This window comes from Acinetobacter minutum, assembly GCF_035916735.1.
Taxonomy (GTDB): Bacteria; Pseudomonadota; Gammaproteobacteria; order Pseudomonadales; family Moraxellaceae; genus Acinetobacter.
In genome coordinates, this window is record NZ_JAQIHG010000033.1 from 1 (window position 1) to 20,073 (window position 20,073).

Here is a 20,073-nt window from a genome sequence, read left to right on the forward strand (position 1 = left end):
TACATAACATCTGGGGTGGTCAAAATTGGACGCTGTTTTTCCCAGATTTCTGGTCAGTTTTGCACGCTGATTAGCACTTACGAATTTGATCGATAAATTGGATTATCGATGACGACACTCCACTTTACTTATTTTCAGACAGCAACCAATCAAGAGCGTTCATTTTTACAATACCATTATAATTGGCTTCCGTCCCTATCGTGTCTAAGGTAAGTAAATACTTGGGATAAGAATCAGAAATTTTCTGTAATGGACGTAACTCTCGGGTTAGTGTTTCTTCATTGAGAGTTTCTAATGCCACCTGATAATAAGTTAAATTTTGTAAAGTATCGACAGCAACAAAATCAATTTCATATTCATCAACCCGCCCTACATAGACCGTATAGCCTCGTCTGACAAGCTCAAGATAAATCACATTTTCTAAGATATGACCTTGATCAGCATTAGCATCAGGCAACATAATCCGGCGCAATCCCACATCAACCAAGTAGTATTTTTCAGAGGATTGTAATAACTCACGCCCACGTACTTTAAATTGTGCTGCGCTATAGAATAGCAAACTATCTTGTAAGCCCTGAATATAGCGTTTTACTGTTTCAAATGAGATTTTAACCCCACTTGAAACAAAGGTATTTTTAATTTTATTGATAGAGATCGGTGAGCCTGTCACGCTTGCCAAGTATCTAGCGACACGCTCGAGAGAGTTAATATCGGCAGTATTCAAACGTGGAATAACATCTTTAAACATTACACTGGCATAGACTGCTTGCAAGTAATCATAGGTTTCCTGCTGACTGGTCATAGCAAGCGTATAGGGAAAACTACTGCGCGTGTACATGGCGTACAAATCACGATTGGATAATTGTTGGATGATCGGATTATTTTCAATATGCCACTGTTTAAACTCTTGGAATGACAGAGGTAAAACATGTTGCTCGATATAGCGTCCTGTGAGTAAAGTCGCAAGTTCTCCACTTAGAAAGAATGCATTTGATCCTGTAATATATAAATCGATATAATCCCGAACATATAAAGAGTCGACGACTTTTTCAAAATTTATAACATGTTGTATTTCATCTAAAAAAACATAGTTTTTCTTGCTTTTATCAACTTTGGACAGTACATAATCATGTAGTTTTCGGTAATCGGTGAGTTCTTCAAATTCCATAAATTCAAAGTTGATGGCAATGATGTTTTCGTCTTGTACATCCTGTGTTTTTAGGTCTTGTTGAAACATCGCCAGCAAGGTGGATTTTCCAGAGCGACGTACACCAGAAAGCACTTTAATGACATCACGGTTTTGCCATGTATGCAGAAATTTTAAGTAGGTGTCACGTCGAACATTAGTTTTTCTCATTGTTTGCACTTAAACTCTAAAGTTTTTCTTAATTTTATCAAAGTTTAGATATAGAGTGTAAAAATATTTAATTTTTTAAAAATTTTATAGTCCAAGTGAAACATTTAAAATTCTAAACTGCTGTTATAGCCGTTTAGAGAAGCTATAGCAACATACTCAAAAATGCAGAACAATAAAAGCATAAGATACTCAAAAGATTTTTAAGACAAAGTCATTGAAATTATGATTACAGATAAGGAATCAAATTCGCAGATTCCTAGGCCTTTACTCTGTCAAAATTTGATTTGCGAAGCAAAGGTCTGGGCCCCTTAAAATGAACGATATATGCTTAGGCTATTCCCACAAGGAATGTTGAACAGCTTCCAGTAGCAGATCAAATGCAAGGAAGAACGTGATATTTTTCTTGCTTTCTTGATCCATAAAACGCACGTGAATCTCACGACTTTTTTGCGTGAGATCAACCGGATAGTTATCGCACTGCAACTCCACATCTTCAGGTAACAACAGCTGAATCCCCTCGATAAAATCCTGTATTTCCCAATCCATTTTTGGCTTTTGCTGGGCATCAAAACGACATTGAAAACAAAACTGGTTTCTTCTGAGTTTTCCATGCTGAATCAACACAGCTAATGCGGACAGGGCTTTCTGCTCTTTTAAAAGATCTTTTAACGCGGTAAGTGGCTGTAGGATCTTTGGCTTTACCTGGCTTTTGATCTGCTTGTCATAAAGGTCAGTTAAGTGCTGTTTGTCGGTCGATACCGTACGGTCCAGATTCCATTCTGGTTGACTAAATCGAGGGACCTGCCATTTTGCAGCAAGCCAAAGCGCACGCTTGACCCAAATATGTAGATTATCCGTTGTATGAGGCGCTTTGATCTCTGCATCTTGATGGGTACTGAGATACTGGCAGATGACCTTGTAGGATAATGGCTTCAGCTCGAATTGCATTTTGGGCATCGGATACGGTTGTACCTTCTGTTCAATGCCCAACACCCGTTGATCATGTTCAAAACACTTTCGGTGTTGGCGGTCGCGATTCAGATCCACTGCTTCAGTTTCTTCACGATCGAAATGCCTGTTCAGCACAGAAGGATGAACCACACAAGGGGTATTGTAAATTCGATCAATCGCCAGCAGATCCAGGGTATGCAGGTAGTGAGAGGCTGTTTGTTCAATAGAGCTATGCCCCATCCAATCTGCCAGCAAACGCCATTTATGTTGAATCACCGCTTCATGCCTGATCGCCTGTTCGCCGAACAGATGGTTACGCATGGACTTGGCCTGCTGCCAACTGTAGTCGGTATAGGTCATCACCATTTCTTTGGACCCCAACCAGGCGATTGCCAAATGATTAGCGGCACTATGGCGGAAACTGTGGAACGTATAGCCATGATCTTGACCGATGATTTCATCAAACAACAGTCGGGTCATTTGTGTGATATACATCTCACTCAGGATTTCTCCACCGATCTCAAAAATAAGCTGCTTGTTCGCCTCTTTATTATTCGGCTGCTGAAAACAATGAAGCAGATACCGTTTCACCGCTTGTAGTTCATCATCAAGCAATACCGCGTTCAAATCGAGTTGACGTTTTGCATTTTGGCTTTTTAGTCGTCGATAGACATTGTTTCTCAAGATGATGCGAATGGCGACTGTTTGGTTGAGTGGATCGTCTTTCCACCGCAGTTGAGGACAAATGATTTCACCCAGAGTCAGTCCCCGGATTTCATTGAGGCGACATCCTAACCGATAAGTCAGGACGTACATTAGCAGCAACAGCCGGAGATAGACTTTTTCTTTTTCAGTTGAACAGGCCTCAATTTTCTGGATGACACGTTGTTTTAATTGATTAAACAGCTGCGGACTGATGTGCTTGGCCTGGCAGAACTGGATACGTTGAAAATCATTGTATTGAAAGCTGTTGACCGCTGGCACAGCCCCCTTATATTTTTTCTGACAAAAGGCATGAAAGGCTTTCAGTCGTCCAAAGGCATACTGTGCCCGTCCCTGAGTGCGAGTGTCTGTGTATTCACGCTGTGCTTCCGCACGTTCATCGATGCCGTTCAGGATGGAGGCATACAATTGCTCATAGTACTCCGCATTCATCTGTTCAAGGTCATCGTCATACATATAGATATGAAAGAAATAGTCTTTCGCGAAACTGCTCAGATAACGCTTGATGCTACTCAAAGCTTTACCCTTCTCTTGAAGCTCAAAGATCCAGTCCAATAGTCTTAACTGCGCTTCAATCAGATTGCTTTCTTTGTAATTGTCACCCTCTAAGGCTGCCTTCTTTTCCTGCAACCGGGTTTGAATATTGCGCCATTGCTTGAACTGCTGCTGATTGCGTTGTCTTTGGCTTTGCTGATTTTGCTCTGCCTGGTCTCGCTCTTGTTCAAAAAACTCGAACTCAAATGGAAGCTCTTTCAGTTGCTGATGTGCCGTGATGGCCACCGGTTTGGCTTTTTCAGTCTCTAACGGTAGGATCTCATGTTTTAATTTGGCAAGATCATCCGTTGACCTCAACGTATTGAACCAGGCTACACCTTGGTCTGTTGCAGTTAAAGACACGGTTTTCAGGTGATTCTGTAACACTTCACTTAAACACATATCCAGACTCAAGTCTGGGTGGATTTCCAGCGCCAGATTGACATGCTGAAAGGGTTTTAGTGCAGTCATCTCAATGAGTTCCTGATCCTTGCATCGCAATATTTTTTTTAATGCCGCAATCTGTTCAGATACCTTGAGCTGTTTTTGCAAATTCTCAAATACACTCAGAATCGCTTCCAGCACCTCACGCGGATGTTGCGGTTGCAGATCCTCTGCTTGCTGTCTAAGGAGGTGTAAAAACAGTTGTGCATAAGGATTGAACCAGACATGCCGCCACTGATAAATCCTCTTGCCTTCAATTTCATTGCCGTAATAGCGGTGTTGCATGCGGTAACTGAGAACCAGAGGATTGGTAATTTTTTTATAGTCACTTCGATAGAGTGTCGAATATCCCGACAATGGATTGCACTTCTCCAACACGCGATTGCCGATGGCGACCAGTTGACTGAGATCACTACAGCCCGAACAATAAATTAGGCTTAAATACAGATGACCCCAGCACTGTTGTGCTGTTGGCCTCTGCGGTGCATCGCTGCGCCAATACGCCTTTAACCCTCTGGCAATATGAAAATGCTGCTGTCCCAACCGCAGCCTGGCTTCAGTGCTGAGAATCTGCCGAGGTGGCGGATCAGAAAAAATAGTCGTGGGACGCAGCTTAATCGGATAAGGCTCTTGTTCCTCTTTCTGATACTGTTCTAAACAGGCTAAAAAACAGGCTTCACTGTGTCTGATATACGGTTTGCGCTTGGTACGAGTCGTGAAGTTTTTTTTCCTTAAGAAAGTCTCCTGTCCTTTGGCGAAATTCGCCCAGATTCGGGCAATCTTGTCATCGATCTCCTGCTGGCTGTCCTTCTGTCCTGCAATGACCTGCGTCATCTGTTGAAAAATAAAGCCCACTTGCTGAGTAATCTGGTGGTAAATTGTTGAGGGAATCTTAATCAGATAAGCATCTTCCGATGCACTCTCATAGGCCTCTTTACGCTTGATCAAACAGTCTTCAGCCCACTGTACATAAGGGGCTCTCAGCGCGACCGTTGCTATCTTTTTTTCCTTTAAAAATGCATTGAGTTTTTCCTGAAAATCAGCCCAAATTTGCTCAATTTCGGTATCGATCTCAAGCGTATTACCATGATGTTTGGCAATCACCTGCAACATCTGTTGGAAAGTCGCGTCGACTCGCTGGCTGATATTTTCATATATGAGGGACTTGATCTTGATCGGATAAGCCTCTTTTGACTCGCTCAGGTAATCCTCTTTATGCTGAAAAAAATAGGCTTCACTCTGTTGTAGATAAGGGGCTCTGAGTGTGGCTGTTGTAAGCTTGTTTTTCTTAAAAAAATCCTTCAGCTCTGCCTGAAAATCCAACCAGATTTGCTCAACCCTGTCATCAATCTTCGGCGTACTTTTTTTATGCTCTGCAATCACCTGTAATATCTGTTGAAAAGTCGATTCAACTTGCTCGCCAATATGTGCAGCAATCAGATCATGCTTTGTCATGTTTTTTATCCTTTTCTGGCATCGGGCTGGATAAATGCTCAACGTGCAGTGTCTTGATCATCTCATCGATGCCTTGACTGACATGGCGCATATACTGATACAAGGAGGCTGAGGAATAGCGATAAAACAGCTCCTGATCGCGTTGGTCATGGCCGTACAGGGCCTGTATCACATTAAACGCTACCCCTTGATCCATCAGCATGTTCATTGCAAAATGACGCAGCCAGTTACTGTAAATAGGCGCTGAGAAATACCGGGGCAACTCCTCATTCACCCAGGCACGGCTTAGGGACTTGATCCTGATTTTAGGACTGGACCATGCTTGAGCCGTCACCGGCAGGGTTTCCGGATAGACAATCACCTTGCCAAACAAATCCTCAAGGGTCATATTTTTCTTGAAGACAAATTTCAGTAAGTCAGCATAGTGGCTGACCACACTGTTTAAGAAATCGAGATACTGGTTGAAAGACTGAGTAAAAAACTTCGCTAACGGAATAAAACGTCCTTCCTTACGGGATTGGCTATTTTTTTTATCATTCACATACAACAGTTTTAAATCCAGATCATAAGCACTGAACTCCCCCAGCAAATGTTCTTGCGGACGTCGTGTTAGACATAACAAGCTGATATGCCACATCCACAAACTGTAGGCGTTGATCCGCTCGATCAGGTGCTGATGCAACTGAATTTTCTCATGACAGACGTTGTGCAGCCGCTGGAAGAAATCAGCAACAAAATCCGGGGTCAGAGCCAATTGACTACCCAACCGGATGGTATCCGCTTCACTCGAGCTTTCAAACTGCTGCTCGACGATCTTTATTTCGGCTTCCGTGTCTGGTCTGCAGAGCGTATTCAGATAAATCTGATATTTCTCATTCAACTGCTTCTTTGCAACTCCCCCGTAAAAACTGCCGGGAAGATTATGAGAACTGTCTTTGCCTGACAGCACATGTGCAATAAATTCATTAAACGTGTGATGAAAAACATGGAAGTAAAGCTGTGCCTGTAACTTTTCGACTGTGATTGAACCAAGCTGTTGTCTAGCTGTGCATTTTTTCAGATATTGATTGACCTCTTGCACCGTCACAACCGCAGTACGACGAAAATGCAGATATTCAAACCAGCTGCTGGACAGATAGAGCTCATGAGACATGCTATGATTCAACTGATAAGGCTTTAAACTTTCGATTTTCTGCTGGGTAATCGCGAGATACAGTTTCACCCGATATTCCGGCTGCTTGGCACTTCCAGTTTTTAGCAAGACTCCCTCTTCGATCAGCTGTTCATAGTTAAGGAGAGCAACAGGTGATAAGCCAGTGCTCAGACTGAGCAAACAGGCCGCAGCCATGGCAGCGTTGTCCGGAGCTTGGCTGTCTAATTCGCCATTCAACTGGTAAAATAGATGCTGGATCACATCCTGACTCATATAATAAGGATTGGTCACCAGAGGCTGTAAGCGACGCTGACGATGTCGGACTATATGTGTCGTAGACTCATTTATGACTCTGAAAAAACGACCAGTTCCCGGATCGGTGGTGTGAATCTCCCAACCTTGTTCAATCACATCGATCTCGTCCTCTTCATCTATGACGATCCCTGGATCAAACGTGATATCAGCAGGCAAATCAGATAAAGTGATCTCATCCTTCGACGGGTACTTCTCTTCAACTTCTGCCTGCGAGGGCCAATCCGGTACAGGTTTAAGCTTTTTAGGTCTTGGGTTTTTCAGTTTTAATTTTTTAGCTTTTATTCTTTGCAATATTCGCTTTCTTCGTGTTTTCTTTTTGATTTTTCGATGTACGATTCTTTGGTCAGCCAGACGTTTAAAAATGATGGTCAATGCACGCAAGTAGTTGGAAAATTTACTCTCTGTTAAGGAAAAATCCTGAATAAACCTCGTCCAATTCTCATAAATTGACCCATTCAACTGCGCCCGATTGAGCATAAAATCTAAACAGCATTGCAGTAATCGTCTACTGTCGCTTTTCTCACTGCTTTCCTCTTTCTGTTGCAGATCAGACTCAACAAGCGGTTTGCAAATATAGCGCAACAAATCACAGATTTCTTTTTGCTTGGCGTCAGAATCCTCTAACCGACACATTGCATGATATTGCGTGTAAAAGAAATAACTGACCCGCAAGAGCAAATAGCCGGTTTCATCCAGTTTTTCAGAAACATGAGCAGCAAAATAAGTGAACGCCGCAAATAGATAATCTTTGCCTAATTGCCGGGCGCTCACAATCGAGGTGTAAACCTCAGCTGCATTTGCTTTCAATTGCGCGATTTGGCGCACATCCTCTACATGTAATCCAGAAAATTGTGTGGACGTCACCGTTTGCTGCAGTTGCAAAAAAAGGATCGCAACATTGATCCGCAATTGCTCACTCCGGTTTAGATCTGCTGCATTCAATTCCGCATAGTCTTGCAACACAGCAGTGCGATGAGATTGCAAATAGCTTTCTAAAGATCGTACTTTTGTCACGTTTCATGACTCACAATTCAATTTTTCTTCAGGATTTCTTTGACTTGTTTTTTGACATCCTCATTGCGCAAGTTAAAAAACGTCGTCAAAAAATATGCGCTGAGTGATCCCGAATGAGCAAAAACTTCAGCCTGCACTTCTGGATCAATATAGATGTCAAGCTCACGGATCAGCTGCAGTTGTGGCATGTAATGTACAGATGCACGCACGGCATTGTCAGTTTTTAATATCTCCAGAATCTGCTTCCATATCTTCACGTAGAGTTTTTTAAATTCCATCTGTTTGCCCTTATGATTGCGTGGCTCTTGTTTAATCAGGCTCCCCACATGCTGCTTTAACCTGAGCATTTTTGAAGTTTTGCTCACGAAAGGAAGAACAAACTGATAAAGAAAAAGGGCAGTGTTGCTTGCTGACTGGCCAAAGAGCATATCGAAAATGACCAAAAATTAACATACAAACTTTTATATCATATTTTTTATTTAATCTTTTTGTATTTTAGTGAATAAAAACAATAATCAAATTATTCAATGTCTTAAAATCTTAAGATCTATAATATTCTGCAATATATCCCCCTAATTATGTTATTACCCATGAAATTTGCATATACAATTTCAAAAAACATGACTAATGTTATTAAGAAAATTAAGTGGATCAAACTTTTTAAAAGATGAGTCAGTGCCCTTGCTCTTATATAGCAGTAAAGAAATTTAAATTGGGCAGAAAATCATGTGTCTCGTCTCAAATTTTGTAGGAAGATACTAAGTCAAAAGTAAATTGGAATTGTACACACTCTCTGAGTCTCACAGCTATTTTAGAACTTGAGTTAGTTTTCCAGCGGTATGGCAGTAATTCTATTTGGCTAACTTAATCTGTCGGCAGCCTGTTCAGTTCATCACTTAAACAGATATAGGGATTCAACCCATTCATTTTTCTGACTGAATCAAAATCATGATGTTAGCTATATGCTGACCAGTGCGTAGTGAGCCAGCACACAACTAGTTCTGGCACTGTTGCAAATAGAAATTTGATTTAATGATCTTCCCTTCAAAAAGTGCATATAGACCGAAAACCCTGTTGATTAGACACACTTCACCCTGAGGCTGACCATAAAAAATGACGATGTTTGTCCTTTATGTAGTGCACGCATGACCTCAATACCTTTAATTGTGGCATAAGCCATCTTCGTAGATTTGAATCCCAACGTGGCCTTCATGATCCATTTTATCTTGCGATGCTCACATTCGATCAAGTTTTTTGTACTTAACCTGCCTATGCTCAATGTATGGTGGACATTTTCCATCCTGTTTTAACAGTGAGAAAGCACGTTCATATTTGCAATGCTCTTCACTTAATCATTTGAAGCATCGCAGAGTTTAGTAGAGAATCCGGTGTCAGGTTTGGCATCGGATTTTTTATGGTTTTTCAGCAGGATCTTCTCGACCTCAACGGTCTGTTTAACTTCTCGGATCTGAGTACCTTTACTCACAACATACCCATTGAGTGGGTTGAATCCGCGCTCAGGTTGAGCAGGTCTGCTACTATCCGCAGGCGGTGCCTGCCTGCAGATCAGGTACTCTGGCTGGTTCTCGGGATGGCAATTTTTCGTGATGAGCCTGTCCATGAAGTGGCAAGAAGACTGAATACTTGCGCTCATGGACTGGCCCCTCTTGATCTGCTGGCGCGCAGTGGGGTGACTGAAGCCCGTAAACGTCTTGGTGCTGATCCTGTGGAGTGGCTATTTTGCCAGACAGGTCAACACTGGGGACACGAGCGTTATCCAGGTGATCAATGGCAGGGGCTTCAGATTTTTTCGGTTGATGGTGCGTTGTTCAGAACCCACGATACGACCGATCTTCGCGAGCACTTTGGCTCAGGCAATACTTCCACACAGCGCCAGATGCCATTTCCGATGCTACGGCTCGTTGCACTGATGAATGTGCGCTCGCATATACTAGTCGATGCGCAGATCAGTCCCTATCGCCGGGGCGAGATTCCTTTAGCTTCAAAGTTCCTCAGCCAGATTCCCGATAATTCGGTCACCTTGTTTGACAAGGGTTTTTGGAGTGCGGACTTATTGCTTTCACTCTCGATGCAAGGCAAAGGTCGTCACTGGCTGATTCCGGAGCGCAAGAATCTGAAAAGTGAAGTGATCAAGACTTATGCAGGATGGTGAAGTCACTGCCGTGGAAGCTAACGATCAAGTTGTTAGTGTGTCTGACTATAATGCTCTCTTGAAAAAGGTCTAACAGCTGGAGCAAATGCTGGGCAGCAAAACTGTAGAAGCTGAAATTCTCAAAGATGCCTTAGAGATTGCTCAGGCAAAAAAGTACATATCGCACATGCCCTTATTACCGCCCGACGATACCCAACACAACAAATAGCTCTGACCTTAGGGGTGTCGAGATCAAATCTCTATCGGCAACTGAAGCAGCCAGAAGCTGCTTCTCGTTTACGATACTGTAAGGCTGATGTTATGGTTTTATTACCCATCATTCGGGAGATCTGTGATCAACGGCCGAGCAATAGATATCGGCGTGTGACCGCACATTTAAACCGTTATCTGAAACAGCATGTGATGAAACTTGCCCGGGTCAACCCTAAACGTATCTACCGGATTATGAAGCAGAATCAGTTACTTCTCACACGGGCCGAGTCATTAAAGAATGACCGGACGCATGACGGTCAGGTTGTTGTATCCACTTCAAACAGCCGCTGATGTTCGGATGGCTTTGAGATCAAGTGCTGGAATGGCGAGAAAGTGCAGGTGATTTTTAGTCTGGATTGCTGTGATCGGGAAGTCATGAGTTATCTTGCAACAACCACGGGCATCAGTAGTGACATGGTATGTGATGTACTGGTACAGAGCATGGAAAAACGCTTTGGTGCGGTCAGTTATTTACCTCATCCAATTGAATGGCTGACAGATAATGGCAGTTGTTATATTGTCAAATCGACCCGGTAATTTGCGCATACGCTTGGCTTTCGGATCTGTACCACACCGATTAGAAGTCCACAGAGTAACGGGATGTGAGAAGCATTTGTGAAGACATTTAAATGGGATTACGTTTATTTGAATGATCTGCCTAATGCTGAAACAGTAATGAAAGCTTTGCCGCTATGGATGGAAGATTACAATTGCAATCATCCGCATAGTGGATTAAAAATGAAATCCCCCTCGGGAATTTCTATCGCTAAAATTAGCAAGTTAACTGTCCGTTTTTACCGAGGCTAATACACATAATTAAAGACATAAAAATAGGATGTGTAGCAACTTGCTACACTACACAATTTCCTTCCCAAAAATCTCATTTAAACGTACTCGATGTGTAGCAACAAATCCTGGATCTTTCTTCAATTTAGCTTTCATGGACCGTTTAAACTCTTCCATAGAAACCCCTGAATCTGCGAAATCCATTTGGAATAGAATATCGTTCACAATTGCATTTGCTTGCGAGTCAGTCAAACATCCTTCGACCTTGAACCATTTTTTAAAACTATGAATGTTTTTATCATCATTAAATATGTACCAAGCCCGCATATCCACATCGAATTTTGCACCAAGCTCTTTGACTAAATTATTTTCAGTAAATGGCACATCTAAGTAAATTTTTGTTTTGTTTTTTAACGATATAGTTTTTTGTTCGGAATTTATCTTACTTGTAACCTTAAAAAGCACCCCTACAACTGGACGACCTTTTTTAATAGTTTCATATTCTAAATTTAATTCTGTAAATGAATTAATTTCATTAATTATTTTATCTAAAACATAACGCCTAAAGTCTACCCAGCGATCATATTTAGCCTCACTTATATCAATCAATGTACGCAGATTTTCTAAGCTAAGTTCTACTTCATAACAAGATTGTTGATTAAATTTGTATTCATTTTTAATAAAAAAGGAATACAAACTCATACTTGCTACAGATTCAAGCGCGAATAAATGTTTTAATTGATAAGTCGTAAAATTACCACTTGCCAAACGCGTAAAATAGGGCAGAACCTCACTAGTAAAACGAATTTGAAGAGCATTCTTTGCATCATCCTCCCAACGTAACTCACGGATAATGGGAACAACAGAGTGTACCTTCTTTACTTTTTTCTTATTTTCCTCTGTAGCTTCTTCAATAACAAAATGTGCAACACGGGAAGATAGTTCTTTGTAGATACGATCAATAGCAACATTAATCGAATTTTTCTTATCTAATCCTAGCAATTCACCTAAATCATGTTTGTGTAAATAGATATAAGTTTGTTCGGTAATTTCTTTATCTTGGTTATTCTTTTCGCCATAATTAGCTACAGCCATAGCATACAGCAACGCTTTATATTCATTTGAAGATAGCTCAATAGGACGAATTAAACGGTTACTAGTGCTTACAACCCCGTTATGGCGGATATTACCGATGCAATAAGGCAAATATTCAAGATCTTCGCTTTCGTCTACAGTTTTCATGGACAATTCATTTAGTGGACCTACGATAGTTATACTCAAAAGTGAAAAATATTTCAATTTTTCACTTATATATTATTTATTGCTCATTTTGCACAATTTTTAAGTTAGAAATGATTAAAAAAAAAACTTAGAGTGGATTAGATTTATTTCATTCACCTTATAGTGACAAGATTTCCACTTTAGACTTAAAAAATAATCAAAATTTCATTTATAGTTCTGATTTGATTAGATGAGTTTAATTTATCAGAATAACTTAGGCTATTTAACTCTTATAAAATGGATGACAAACCTTCCACTTTAAGATAAATCACACTTAATGACCTAAAATATCTAAAAAACAATTATAAAATCATAAAGATAGTTTATATTTCCTGTTTGCCTATATTTCATTTTTTTGATGATTGATGAAAAATCTTCCACTTTAAGAACAACTTATGTGCTGCACTACAGTCATGCTTTAGAACTTCATAATTCAACAGGGCAAAAGTTCCATTTATTCCTACCAATGACAAACCTTCCACTTTTAGTACGATTTTTTATTAACATCAGATTAAAGTGAAAAAACTTAATAAATTCACTTTTAAGTGACAAACCTTCCACTTTAAAGATAAACATCTTATTCTTGTATGAAAACAATCAATATTAAACTCTAAGAAACTATTGTTAGATTTGAAAAGATGCCAAAATTGTGTTTTAGATCAAAAACGAATATACACCCCCACAAAAAAGTGCAAAATCTTATTTTTTTCACTTTGTGATGACAAATCTTCCACTAATTAACTATGCACGTCCCAAAACACATTAACTGGGGTTGCTACCACTTGATCACTTACGAATGATAGACTTCCAACAACAATGACAAGTCTTCCACCAGTAGTGACAAGCTTTCCACTCATGAATAATTCATTACAAATCCATATCATGATAAAGAACAAAAAATAGACAAACAAACTTATCCACAATCCCTCAATAATTGCTGACATTCCTTCCACCTAAAAAGAAATAAAACTATAGTTTATCCACAATATAACTAACTATTATTTAAGTATTTTTATAAATTTTATTTAAAAAAATAAAAAGTTCGTGACATATCTTCCACCATAGTGACAAACATTCCACTTTTTAGTGACAAACATTCCACTTTTTAGTGACAAACATTCCACTTTTTAGTGACAAACATTCCACTTTTTGATGACAAAAATTCCACTTTTTGATGACAAACATTCCACTTTAAATTTATTAAGTTTATGTTTTTTATAGTAAAAAACTATACTTAAATATAATTGACTAATTAAGTAAATTAATACTAATTATTAATTAGCTAGCATAATTTCATAAATATTAATTTTGTTTTGTTTTTTCTGAAAAAATAGATAATGAATTTAAATTTGTCCAAATAATCAGTAGTAAGTTTCAATAATTTTAACTATATTTGATTAAATCTAGTTAGGATTACGATGACAAATATGTCAACAAAAATCATTGCAGTTGCAAATCACAAAGGCGGATGTGGAAAAACAACTACGATTGTCCACTTAGCTGCGGAACTTGCAAATTTAGGGTACAAAACACTAGTTATTGATTTGGATCCTCAAGCAAATGCAAGTTTACATATTGGTTCTAAGCATCCAAGTGAAATAGAAACTACTTCTGCCGAATTATTGATTGGAGATGTTAGCCTACTAATGGAAGCTTTAGAAGAGAAGACAAACTTCGAAAATGTTTCTTTAATTTATGGTTCCCTAAATCTAGGAAAAACAGAAGACCAATTAAAAGATGATGCTCCTAGACCGTCAGAAGAATTGGCGATCAAATTAGAATATCTTAAAGATTTATATGATTTTATTTTGATTGATTGTCCACCAAGTTTGAAATTACTAACTAGTAATGCATTGGCCGCTGCTACACACGTTATTATTCCAATTGAATCTGGCTCACAGTACGGGTTGTACGGGGTAACAGATTTAATTAATCATTTAACTAAAATTCGACGTGTTAATCCTGAACTGCAATTATTAGGGGCTTTATTAATTAAACATGAAGAACGTCATAACGTTTCTAAGTTAATAAAAGAGGAAGCTAAAAACCAGGTAGGCAAGTTACTGAATACTGAGATTCCTTCTAGTACAAAGGTAAATCAGGCTGCGATAATGAAACAACCCCTATCTTCTTTAGATAAGAATTCAAAAGTTCGTAAAGCTTTTGAAAAATTAGCGAAAGAAATTGTACAATGTGTAGCAGACTGAGTTAGAAAAAAAATGGTAAGTAATAAAGAATTATTAGCACAACGTTTACAGCAAAATACTCAAAAGCATCAGTTAGCACAGAAAGAGCACGTTAAAGATGTCAAAGAGTTAAGACGTAATGTTCTAATTTCTGATATTCATCCAAGTCCAAATCAACCACGCAGAATTTTCGATCAAGAACAAATTGAAGAGCTTGCCTTATCTATAGAGGCAGTAGGTTTATTACAACCTATTGCTGTTCGTCGTGTTGGCGAAAAATATGAATTAATTGCTGGTGAACGTCGTCTTAAAGCTCATCAGTTCCTTAAACGATCGACAATTGAAGTTATTTTAATTGATGCAACTGATGAAGAAGTTGCATTATTAACGTTAGCAGAAAACTTAAAACGTGAAGATCTAACTGATTATGAAATTTTTATTGGATTAAATTCCTTAGATGAAAGTCTTAAAAAAAACAAACAAAAATTGGCAAAATCTTTAGGTATGAATCGAGAAGATATGTATAAATATCTTTCCTTCGAAAAACTCCCTGCTCAGTTAATCAATGATTTGAATGAACAGCCCACCTTGATTGCTCGTACAGCAGCAACTTCAATTAAGAAATATTTAGCGGATCATGTAGAGATAGCTAAACAAGCTGAAGAAGCATTATTAAAAGCCTGGAATAAATTACTAAAAAAAGAAGTTGAGCAAACTAAACTAACAGCTTTAGCAGAAAAATTTTTAAAGACAAAAGAGTCTGATAAGCCAGTCACAACATCATTAGTTCATAAAATTGAGTATGAAGGTAAGGTTGCAGGTAATATTAAATTTAATCATGACAACTTAAAGATTTCTCTCAAAGTCAGTGACTTAAATGAGCAACATTTGAAAGAACTCGATGAACTTTTAAAGAAGATTTTGATGTCTGGAAAACAAGTGTAGCAACTTGCTACACTTATTTAAAATAACAGGCTAACTCAGTTAAAACTTATAAATAGCCTAAGAATTGATTGCCATCCTCTCCGATATAAAGGACATAATAATCTACAGTTTTTTTAGGTAACTGATGCAATTGTGGCGATTTCATTCAATTCATCTATTGAATATTCTGAGAGCAGTTGAAGAGTATTCAGTAAAATCGAAAGTCCTACCAATAAGGCAAGCGTACTTTTTAACTTGTCTCTTTACTGCTCTGCCTACCTGAAAGACGGGCCAGAAATGTACGGATTTTTAGATTTTTTTATCTTCAGAATGCCGTATTCGAAAAATCAACAGACATCCCATACTACTTCAGGAGCCACCTTAAAATCGCTTCAGGTGAAGTCCGAAACCATGCTTAAATGTCCTGCCTGATTGAATAGCTTGAAAATGGCATTCAATCGTCCAGCACTAGTAATACCAAGTACTTAATTCTATCGCATAGATCTCTGATGCAGCATTGCTGGTTAAGGACTAACTTGCGACTGTTTTAACCTGATCATCTTTAATAATTGCAACGACTAATCTCGCTTCAATCGCATTACCTCGCTGGGGAGCAACCCTTTGGCCTGAATAGGCTTTTTGCTTAGATTTTACAGCACGGGTTATCCGTATATCGGTTTCCCTAATATGAAGCATATACTGATTGCTTTATAAGAAATGGACTTTACCTGCTGAGTTGCTATTTTTCTGTGGCTTCTGTCACTTTGCATATCTCACCCTGATGTTTAAACCACCGATCGCCTTCTTTGGCCAGAATCAGCCATTTAAAGCCATTAATACTCATCTCCCTCAAATTGGCAATTGAGTCACCTTCGCGATTAATAATATGAACTTTTTTTTTCTCAATCGGATACTGTTCAATCGTTTTTATTTGTTCTGCGAGTGAGTCGAAATGGGACTTGCGCTCACCGTATTGTTCACTGAATATGGAAATAATAGCCGGTGCATCTGTTGGCGTCTGATCTAATGGCGCAATCGGGAATCCTGATGACGCATCGAAAAGTAGGCTAGTTTGTAATTCATAGCCTGAAACGTATTGATGGATTCTTTGAAGGCGCTGAATTTTATTACTGTGGTTCACATATTGCTGTTGAGACCAGTCATGAACGATTAATGCATACTGATGCTGTGATGCCTTGATCTGTTCGGATGCAAGATAGGCAATTGGCTCTACGATAGATTGTAGGTGCAGGCTTATTCATAAGAGAATTATATTGCTGAATGAAACCTTATGGAAAGATTTGTGCAACAATATTGGTTACTGACTAAATTTCACCAAGACTAGCTGTTTCATAATAATGGTGAAATTTATGTGATATTTATCAATCTGATAAAAAATATTATTATTGAAATTATCCTTGTATCTACTTAGTATTTGGATTGAAGTTACTCCATGTGAGCTTCCTTAGCTTTATCCCATACATCCGCTGTATGGGATTTTTTTATTAGGGTATCTGTATGACTATGCACTCCAAAGCGTACATCTTTAGACAGCAGCAATTATTAGTGGATCATGATTTTCAGTTGCCACTCGTTGAAAGAGTTCAGAATGACCTGAACCTGTTAGAAAATGGAGAAGTGATTGCACGTGATCTGCAAGAGGATGAGCCGGTGCCGGAAGGCTATCAATTAGTCCAGATCCGCCAGCTGGTTCAAGTTTGGAGTCGACCACAATTTGAAGAAGCGTGCCGTGCTGTGCAATTGTTGGGATGGCGACGTAATCACCGCTATTGCAGTTATTGCGGTCATCCAACTGAGCAGCATGCAACTCAATATTCAATGGTATGCCCTTCCTGTGGCTATAGCCAGTATCCGCGTATCAATCCTTGTGTGATTACCATTGTTACTCGGGGCAAAGATGAAATTCTGCTGGCGAAACATACCCGGACTAAAAACCAGATGTATACTCTGATTGCCGGGTTTGTCGAAGTGGGGGAAACGCTGGAAGATGCAGTACGACGCGAGATTCGGGAAGAGGTAGGCCTGCAGGTCAAAAATATCCAATACCTGGCCAGTCAACCCTGGCCATTTCCAAGCAACCTGATGTTGGCCTTTAAGGCAGAATATCATGCGGGTGATATTCAGATTGAAGCGCATGAACTGAGTGATGCCCAGTTTTTCAAGTTTGATCAGTTACCGGAAATTCCATTTAAGGGAAGTATCGCGCACGCCATGATCATGCATGTCATGCACGGCACTTCAGTTGCTGATGACACTAACGAATGGCTATAAAAGTCAGCTCTGTTGTCTTGAGCGCTATGATGTAAGTTTGAATCATTCTCTTCAAGACTTCTGACTAGGAGAAACGAGTCACTTCAGTTATCTTCCTATTGATCTAAGCATATTAATTTGGAGATTTCATGTCTTAACCACACAGTTGCTGGATTATTATGATTTTTAGAATGCCAAACCATTCTCAAACGGTAACGTGCAGTTTGAAAAGGTAGTTCTAAAAAATTCAAATCAAAGTACGCTCTTTGAGCGATATGACGAGGTAAAAGACAGACATAATCAGTATTTTGTAAACACTCAATTGCTAGCAAATAATGAGAAATATTATGTCTGATATGACGTTTATAACCTAATTCATAAAGTGTCTGATCTGTATATTTGATGAAATTAATTTCGTTACTGCTTACAGTAATGTGTTCAAGTGCACAATATTCATCAACTGTCAGATTTTGTTTTTTTGACAAGGCGTGTGTCTGACCAAAGCATAAAACGAAATCATCATCGATCAATAGCCGACTTGGAAAATTTTCAGGTACATTTTTTTCCAAATCGATAAGTAAGTCGATTTCATTTTGTTCTAGTCGCTGTTTAATCATATCTTGACAGCAGACAACGAATTCAATTTTTAATTTGTTATTACGCAGTTGATTAATAAATTTGATTAAAGGACTAATAATACTAATTGAAGCATTGTCATTTACGGCAATTTTAAAAGTACATTCATCAGTACGTGGATCAAAATTTTGTTCTGTATAGTTAATGCAATACAAATGGTCTATCAATCCTTTTAAAGGGATAATTAAAGCCGTTGCACGATCTGTAAGTACCATGCCTTTACCATCGTACGAAGGGATTAATAAAGGATCGTTGAATAGAGTTCTAAGTTTAGATAATTGTGCAGAGACCGCAGGTTGACTTAAATGCATTGCTTGCGCTGCATGCGTAACATTCTTGTATTCCAACAAAGTGTGTAGTGAAACTAAAAGATTTAAATCAAATTGACGAAGTGGATGGGAATCCATCTGTATTATACCCGACATAAATAGTATGGATTTCCCATATACTAAGATTTTTTATAAAATATAAAAGTGTCAAACGATTAAGTTCATGATAAGTGGTTGTTAAGTATCCATAAGTGCTTAGATTTGTTTGGGGCGAGAATATCTTAAAATCATTCTCACAATTGTACGGTCTGATTTTACGTCTGTTAAATCAAGAAAATCATGATAGCTATTTTCATAAGGAACTTAGGATCTGTAACCTCAATGATGAGTGCAATTTTCGCTGATTGATTTGAACTTTACTACTAGGATGGATCGACAAGTTGAATGTTTTGAACACATAACACTAAGGTATAGGGATGGTTTTTAAATTACTGAAAGAAGCGATCTAAGTCACAAGAGACTCTAAAAGTAAAAAATATCATCGATGGACAAATCAACTGTTATTTCCACTCGTAGGTCATATTGAGAGATTAAGATTTATGCTTTTACAACAACATAAAATTGTTTTCGGTGGAACTATGGGGGCAGGAAAGTCTGAAGCCATTAAAATGTTATCCGACATTCCTGTAATTGAAACAGAAGCCATAAACACGGATATAGATGCACATAGCAAATATCTGACTACTGTCGGAATTGATTATGGTGAAATTATTCTTGATGAAGAAACCAAGATTGGATTGTACGGTACACCTGGTCAAGAACGTGAACCGTACCGGGTTTGTCGGAGACCAACTTTCTTGAGAGAATGTCCCGATGACAAAACCAAAATATACCCCTGAAATCCGAGATAGAGCGGTTCAATTATTGATTGAATCCGAAAAAGATTATCCATCGAATTGGGCTGCAATCACTGCTATTGCTCCCAAGATAGGTTGTACTCCTGAAACACTGCGTGTTTGGTATTTAAAACATCTCGATCAACAAAATCCTATCAAAGTACAACAGGCATCAGATCAAGAAAAAATGAAGCAGATGGAACGTGAAATCAAAGAATTAAAGCGTGCCAATGAAATTCTACGTAAAGCAGCTGCTTTTTTCGCCCAGGCGGAGCTCGACCGCCCACACAAATAATGGTGGATTTCATCCATAACAATAAAGACTTATATGGTGTTGATGCGATTTGTAGGATTTTACCGATCGCAGCTTCAACCTATTACCGAACTTTAGATCTCGCGGACAATCCAGAACATCGAGCGAAGCGAGATTTACATGACTTGCATCATGCTGAA

Annotated in this window: 13 protein-coding genes, 5 pseudogenes and 1 other annotated feature; of the genes and pseudogenes, 9 read left to right on the forward strand and 9 right to left on the reverse strand. The window is 38.9% G+C overall.

The genetic code is table 11. From position 1 onward, the window contains the following. Positions 1 to 124: 124 nt before the first annotated feature. The 6 genes and pseudogenes from PAE54_RS10965 to PAE54_RS10990 form a co-directional block, all read right to left on the reverse strand. Entirely contained in the window at positions 125 to 1,357 is a 1,233-nt protein-coding gene (locus PAE54_RS10965) for an ATP-binding protein (RefSeq protein ID WP_326519470.1), read from the reverse strand. Between the two features lie 333 nt (positions 1,358 to 1,690). Further along, a complete protein-coding gene (locus tag PAE54_RS10970) occupies positions 1,691 to 5,464 on the reverse strand; it encodes a site-specific integrase (protein WP_326519471.1) in 3,774 nt (1,257 codons plus the stop codon). Then, positions 5,451 to 7,946: a hypothetical protein gene (locus PAE54_RS10975; protein WP_326519472.1), complete on the reverse strand. Its 2,496-nt coding sequence runs from the start codon at positions 7,944 to 7,946 to the stop codon at positions 5,451 to 5,453. The genes PAE54_RS10970 and PAE54_RS10975 overlap by 14 nt, the downstream gene beginning before the upstream one ends. A 17-nt stretch (positions 7,947 to 7,963) precedes the next feature. After that, positions 7,964 to 8,224 (reverse strand): hypothetical protein, encoded by a 261-nt coding sequence (locus PAE54_RS10980; protein ID WP_326519473.1) that lies wholly within the window; start codon positions 8,222 to 8,224, stop codon positions 7,964 to 7,966. A gap of 780 nt (positions 8,225 to 9,004) precedes the next feature. Further along, positions 9,005 to 9,271 (reverse strand): annotated as a pseudogene (locus PAE54_RS10985) (DDE-type integrase/transposase/recombinase); the annotation flags it as partial. 23 nt (positions 9,272 to 9,294) lie between these two features. Continuing rightward, a complete protein-coding gene (locus tag PAE54_RS10990; protein WP_326519481.1) occupies positions 9,295 to 9,432 on the reverse strand; it encodes a hypothetical protein in 138 nt (45 codons plus the stop codon). Between PAE54_RS10990 and PAE54_RS10995 the strand changes: the two are divergent. From PAE54_RS10995 to PAE54_RS12455, 4 genes and pseudogenes are all read left to right on the forward strand, one after another. Next, positions 9,415 to 10,101: pseudogene (locus PAE54_RS10995) on the forward strand (IS4 family transposase); the annotation flags it as partial. The gene PAE54_RS10990 and the pseudogene PAE54_RS10995 overlap by 18 nt on opposite strands. A gap of 318 nt (positions 10,102 to 10,419) precedes the next feature. Next, entirely contained in the window at positions 10,420 to 10,662 is a 243-nt protein-coding gene (locus tag PAE54_RS11000; RefSeq protein ID WP_326519474.1) for an IS3 family transposase, read from the forward strand. A gap of 12 nt (positions 10,663 to 10,674) precedes the next feature. Next, positions 10,675 to 10,908: pseudogene (locus tag PAE54_RS11005) on the forward strand (DDE-type integrase/transposase/recombinase); the annotation flags it as partial. Between the two features lie 78 nt (positions 10,909 to 10,986). Further along, a complete protein-coding gene (locus PAE54_RS12455) occupies positions 10,987 to 11,178 on the forward strand; it encodes an integrase core domain-containing protein (protein ID WP_442784399.1) in 192 nt (63 codons plus the stop codon). A 48-nt stretch (positions 11,179 to 11,226) separates the two neighbouring features. Here PAE54_RS12455 and PAE54_RS11010 read toward each other — a convergent pair whose 3' ends face one another. Then, complete coding sequence (locus PAE54_RS11010) at positions 11,227 to 12,399, reverse strand: replication initiation protein (RefSeq protein WP_326519475.1); 1,173 nt, start codon at positions 12,397 to 12,399, stop codon at positions 11,227 to 11,229. A 1,466-nt stretch (positions 12,400 to 13,865) separates the two neighbouring features. Between PAE54_RS11010 and PAE54_RS11015 the strand changes: the two genes are divergently transcribed. Together PAE54_RS11015 and PAE54_RS11020 are read left to right on the forward strand one after the other, a co-directional pair. Then, complete coding sequence (locus PAE54_RS11015) at positions 13,866 to 14,645, forward strand: ParA family protein (RefSeq protein WP_326519480.1); 780 nt, start codon at positions 13,866 to 13,868, stop codon at positions 14,643 to 14,645. A gap of 12 nt (positions 14,646 to 14,657) precedes the next feature. Further along, on the forward strand, positions 14,658 to 15,569 hold the full coding sequence (locus PAE54_RS11020; protein ID WP_326519476.1) for a ParB/RepB/Spo0J family partition protein: 912 nt from the start codon (positions 14,658 to 14,660) through the stop codon (positions 15,567 to 15,569). A gap of 718 nt (positions 15,570 to 16,287) precedes the next feature. Here the strand turns inward: PAE54_RS11020 and PAE54_RS11025 are convergent. After that, the gene (locus PAE54_RS11025; protein ID WP_326519477.1) at positions 16,288 to 16,689 is read right to left on the reverse strand and encodes a hypothetical protein; all 402 of its coding nucleotides are present in this window, start codon (positions 16,687 to 16,689) and stop codon (positions 16,288 to 16,290) included. A gap of 377 nt (positions 16,690 to 17,066) precedes the next feature. Between PAE54_RS11025 and nudC the strand changes: the two genes are divergently transcribed. Further along, positions 17,067 to 17,840 (forward strand): NAD(+) diphosphatase, encoded by a 774-nt coding sequence (gene nudC, locus PAE54_RS11030; protein ID WP_326519478.1) that lies wholly within the window; start codon positions 17,067 to 17,069, stop codon positions 17,838 to 17,840. Between the two features lie 95 nt (positions 17,841 to 17,935). Here the strand turns inward: nudC and PAE54_RS11035 are convergent, their stop codons facing one another. Continuing rightward, entirely contained in the window at positions 17,936 to 18,862 is a 927-nt protein-coding gene (locus PAE54_RS11035) for a LysR family transcriptional regulator (protein ID WP_326519479.1), read from the reverse strand. 461 nt (positions 18,863 to 19,323) lie between these two features. On the opposite strand from PAE54_RS11035, the pseudogene PAE54_RS11040 reads away from it, so the two are divergent. Further along, a pseudogene (locus PAE54_RS11040) lies at positions 19,324 to 19,548 on the forward strand (GTP-binding protein); the annotation flags it as partial. Between the two features lie 49 nt (positions 19,549 to 19,597). Continuing rightward, a pseudogene (locus PAE54_RS11045) lies at positions 19,598 to 20,073 on the forward strand (transposase family protein); the annotation flags it as partial. Then, positions 19,873 to 19,989, forward strand: a sequence feature (AL1L pseudoknot). It overlaps the preceding pseudogene by 117 nt.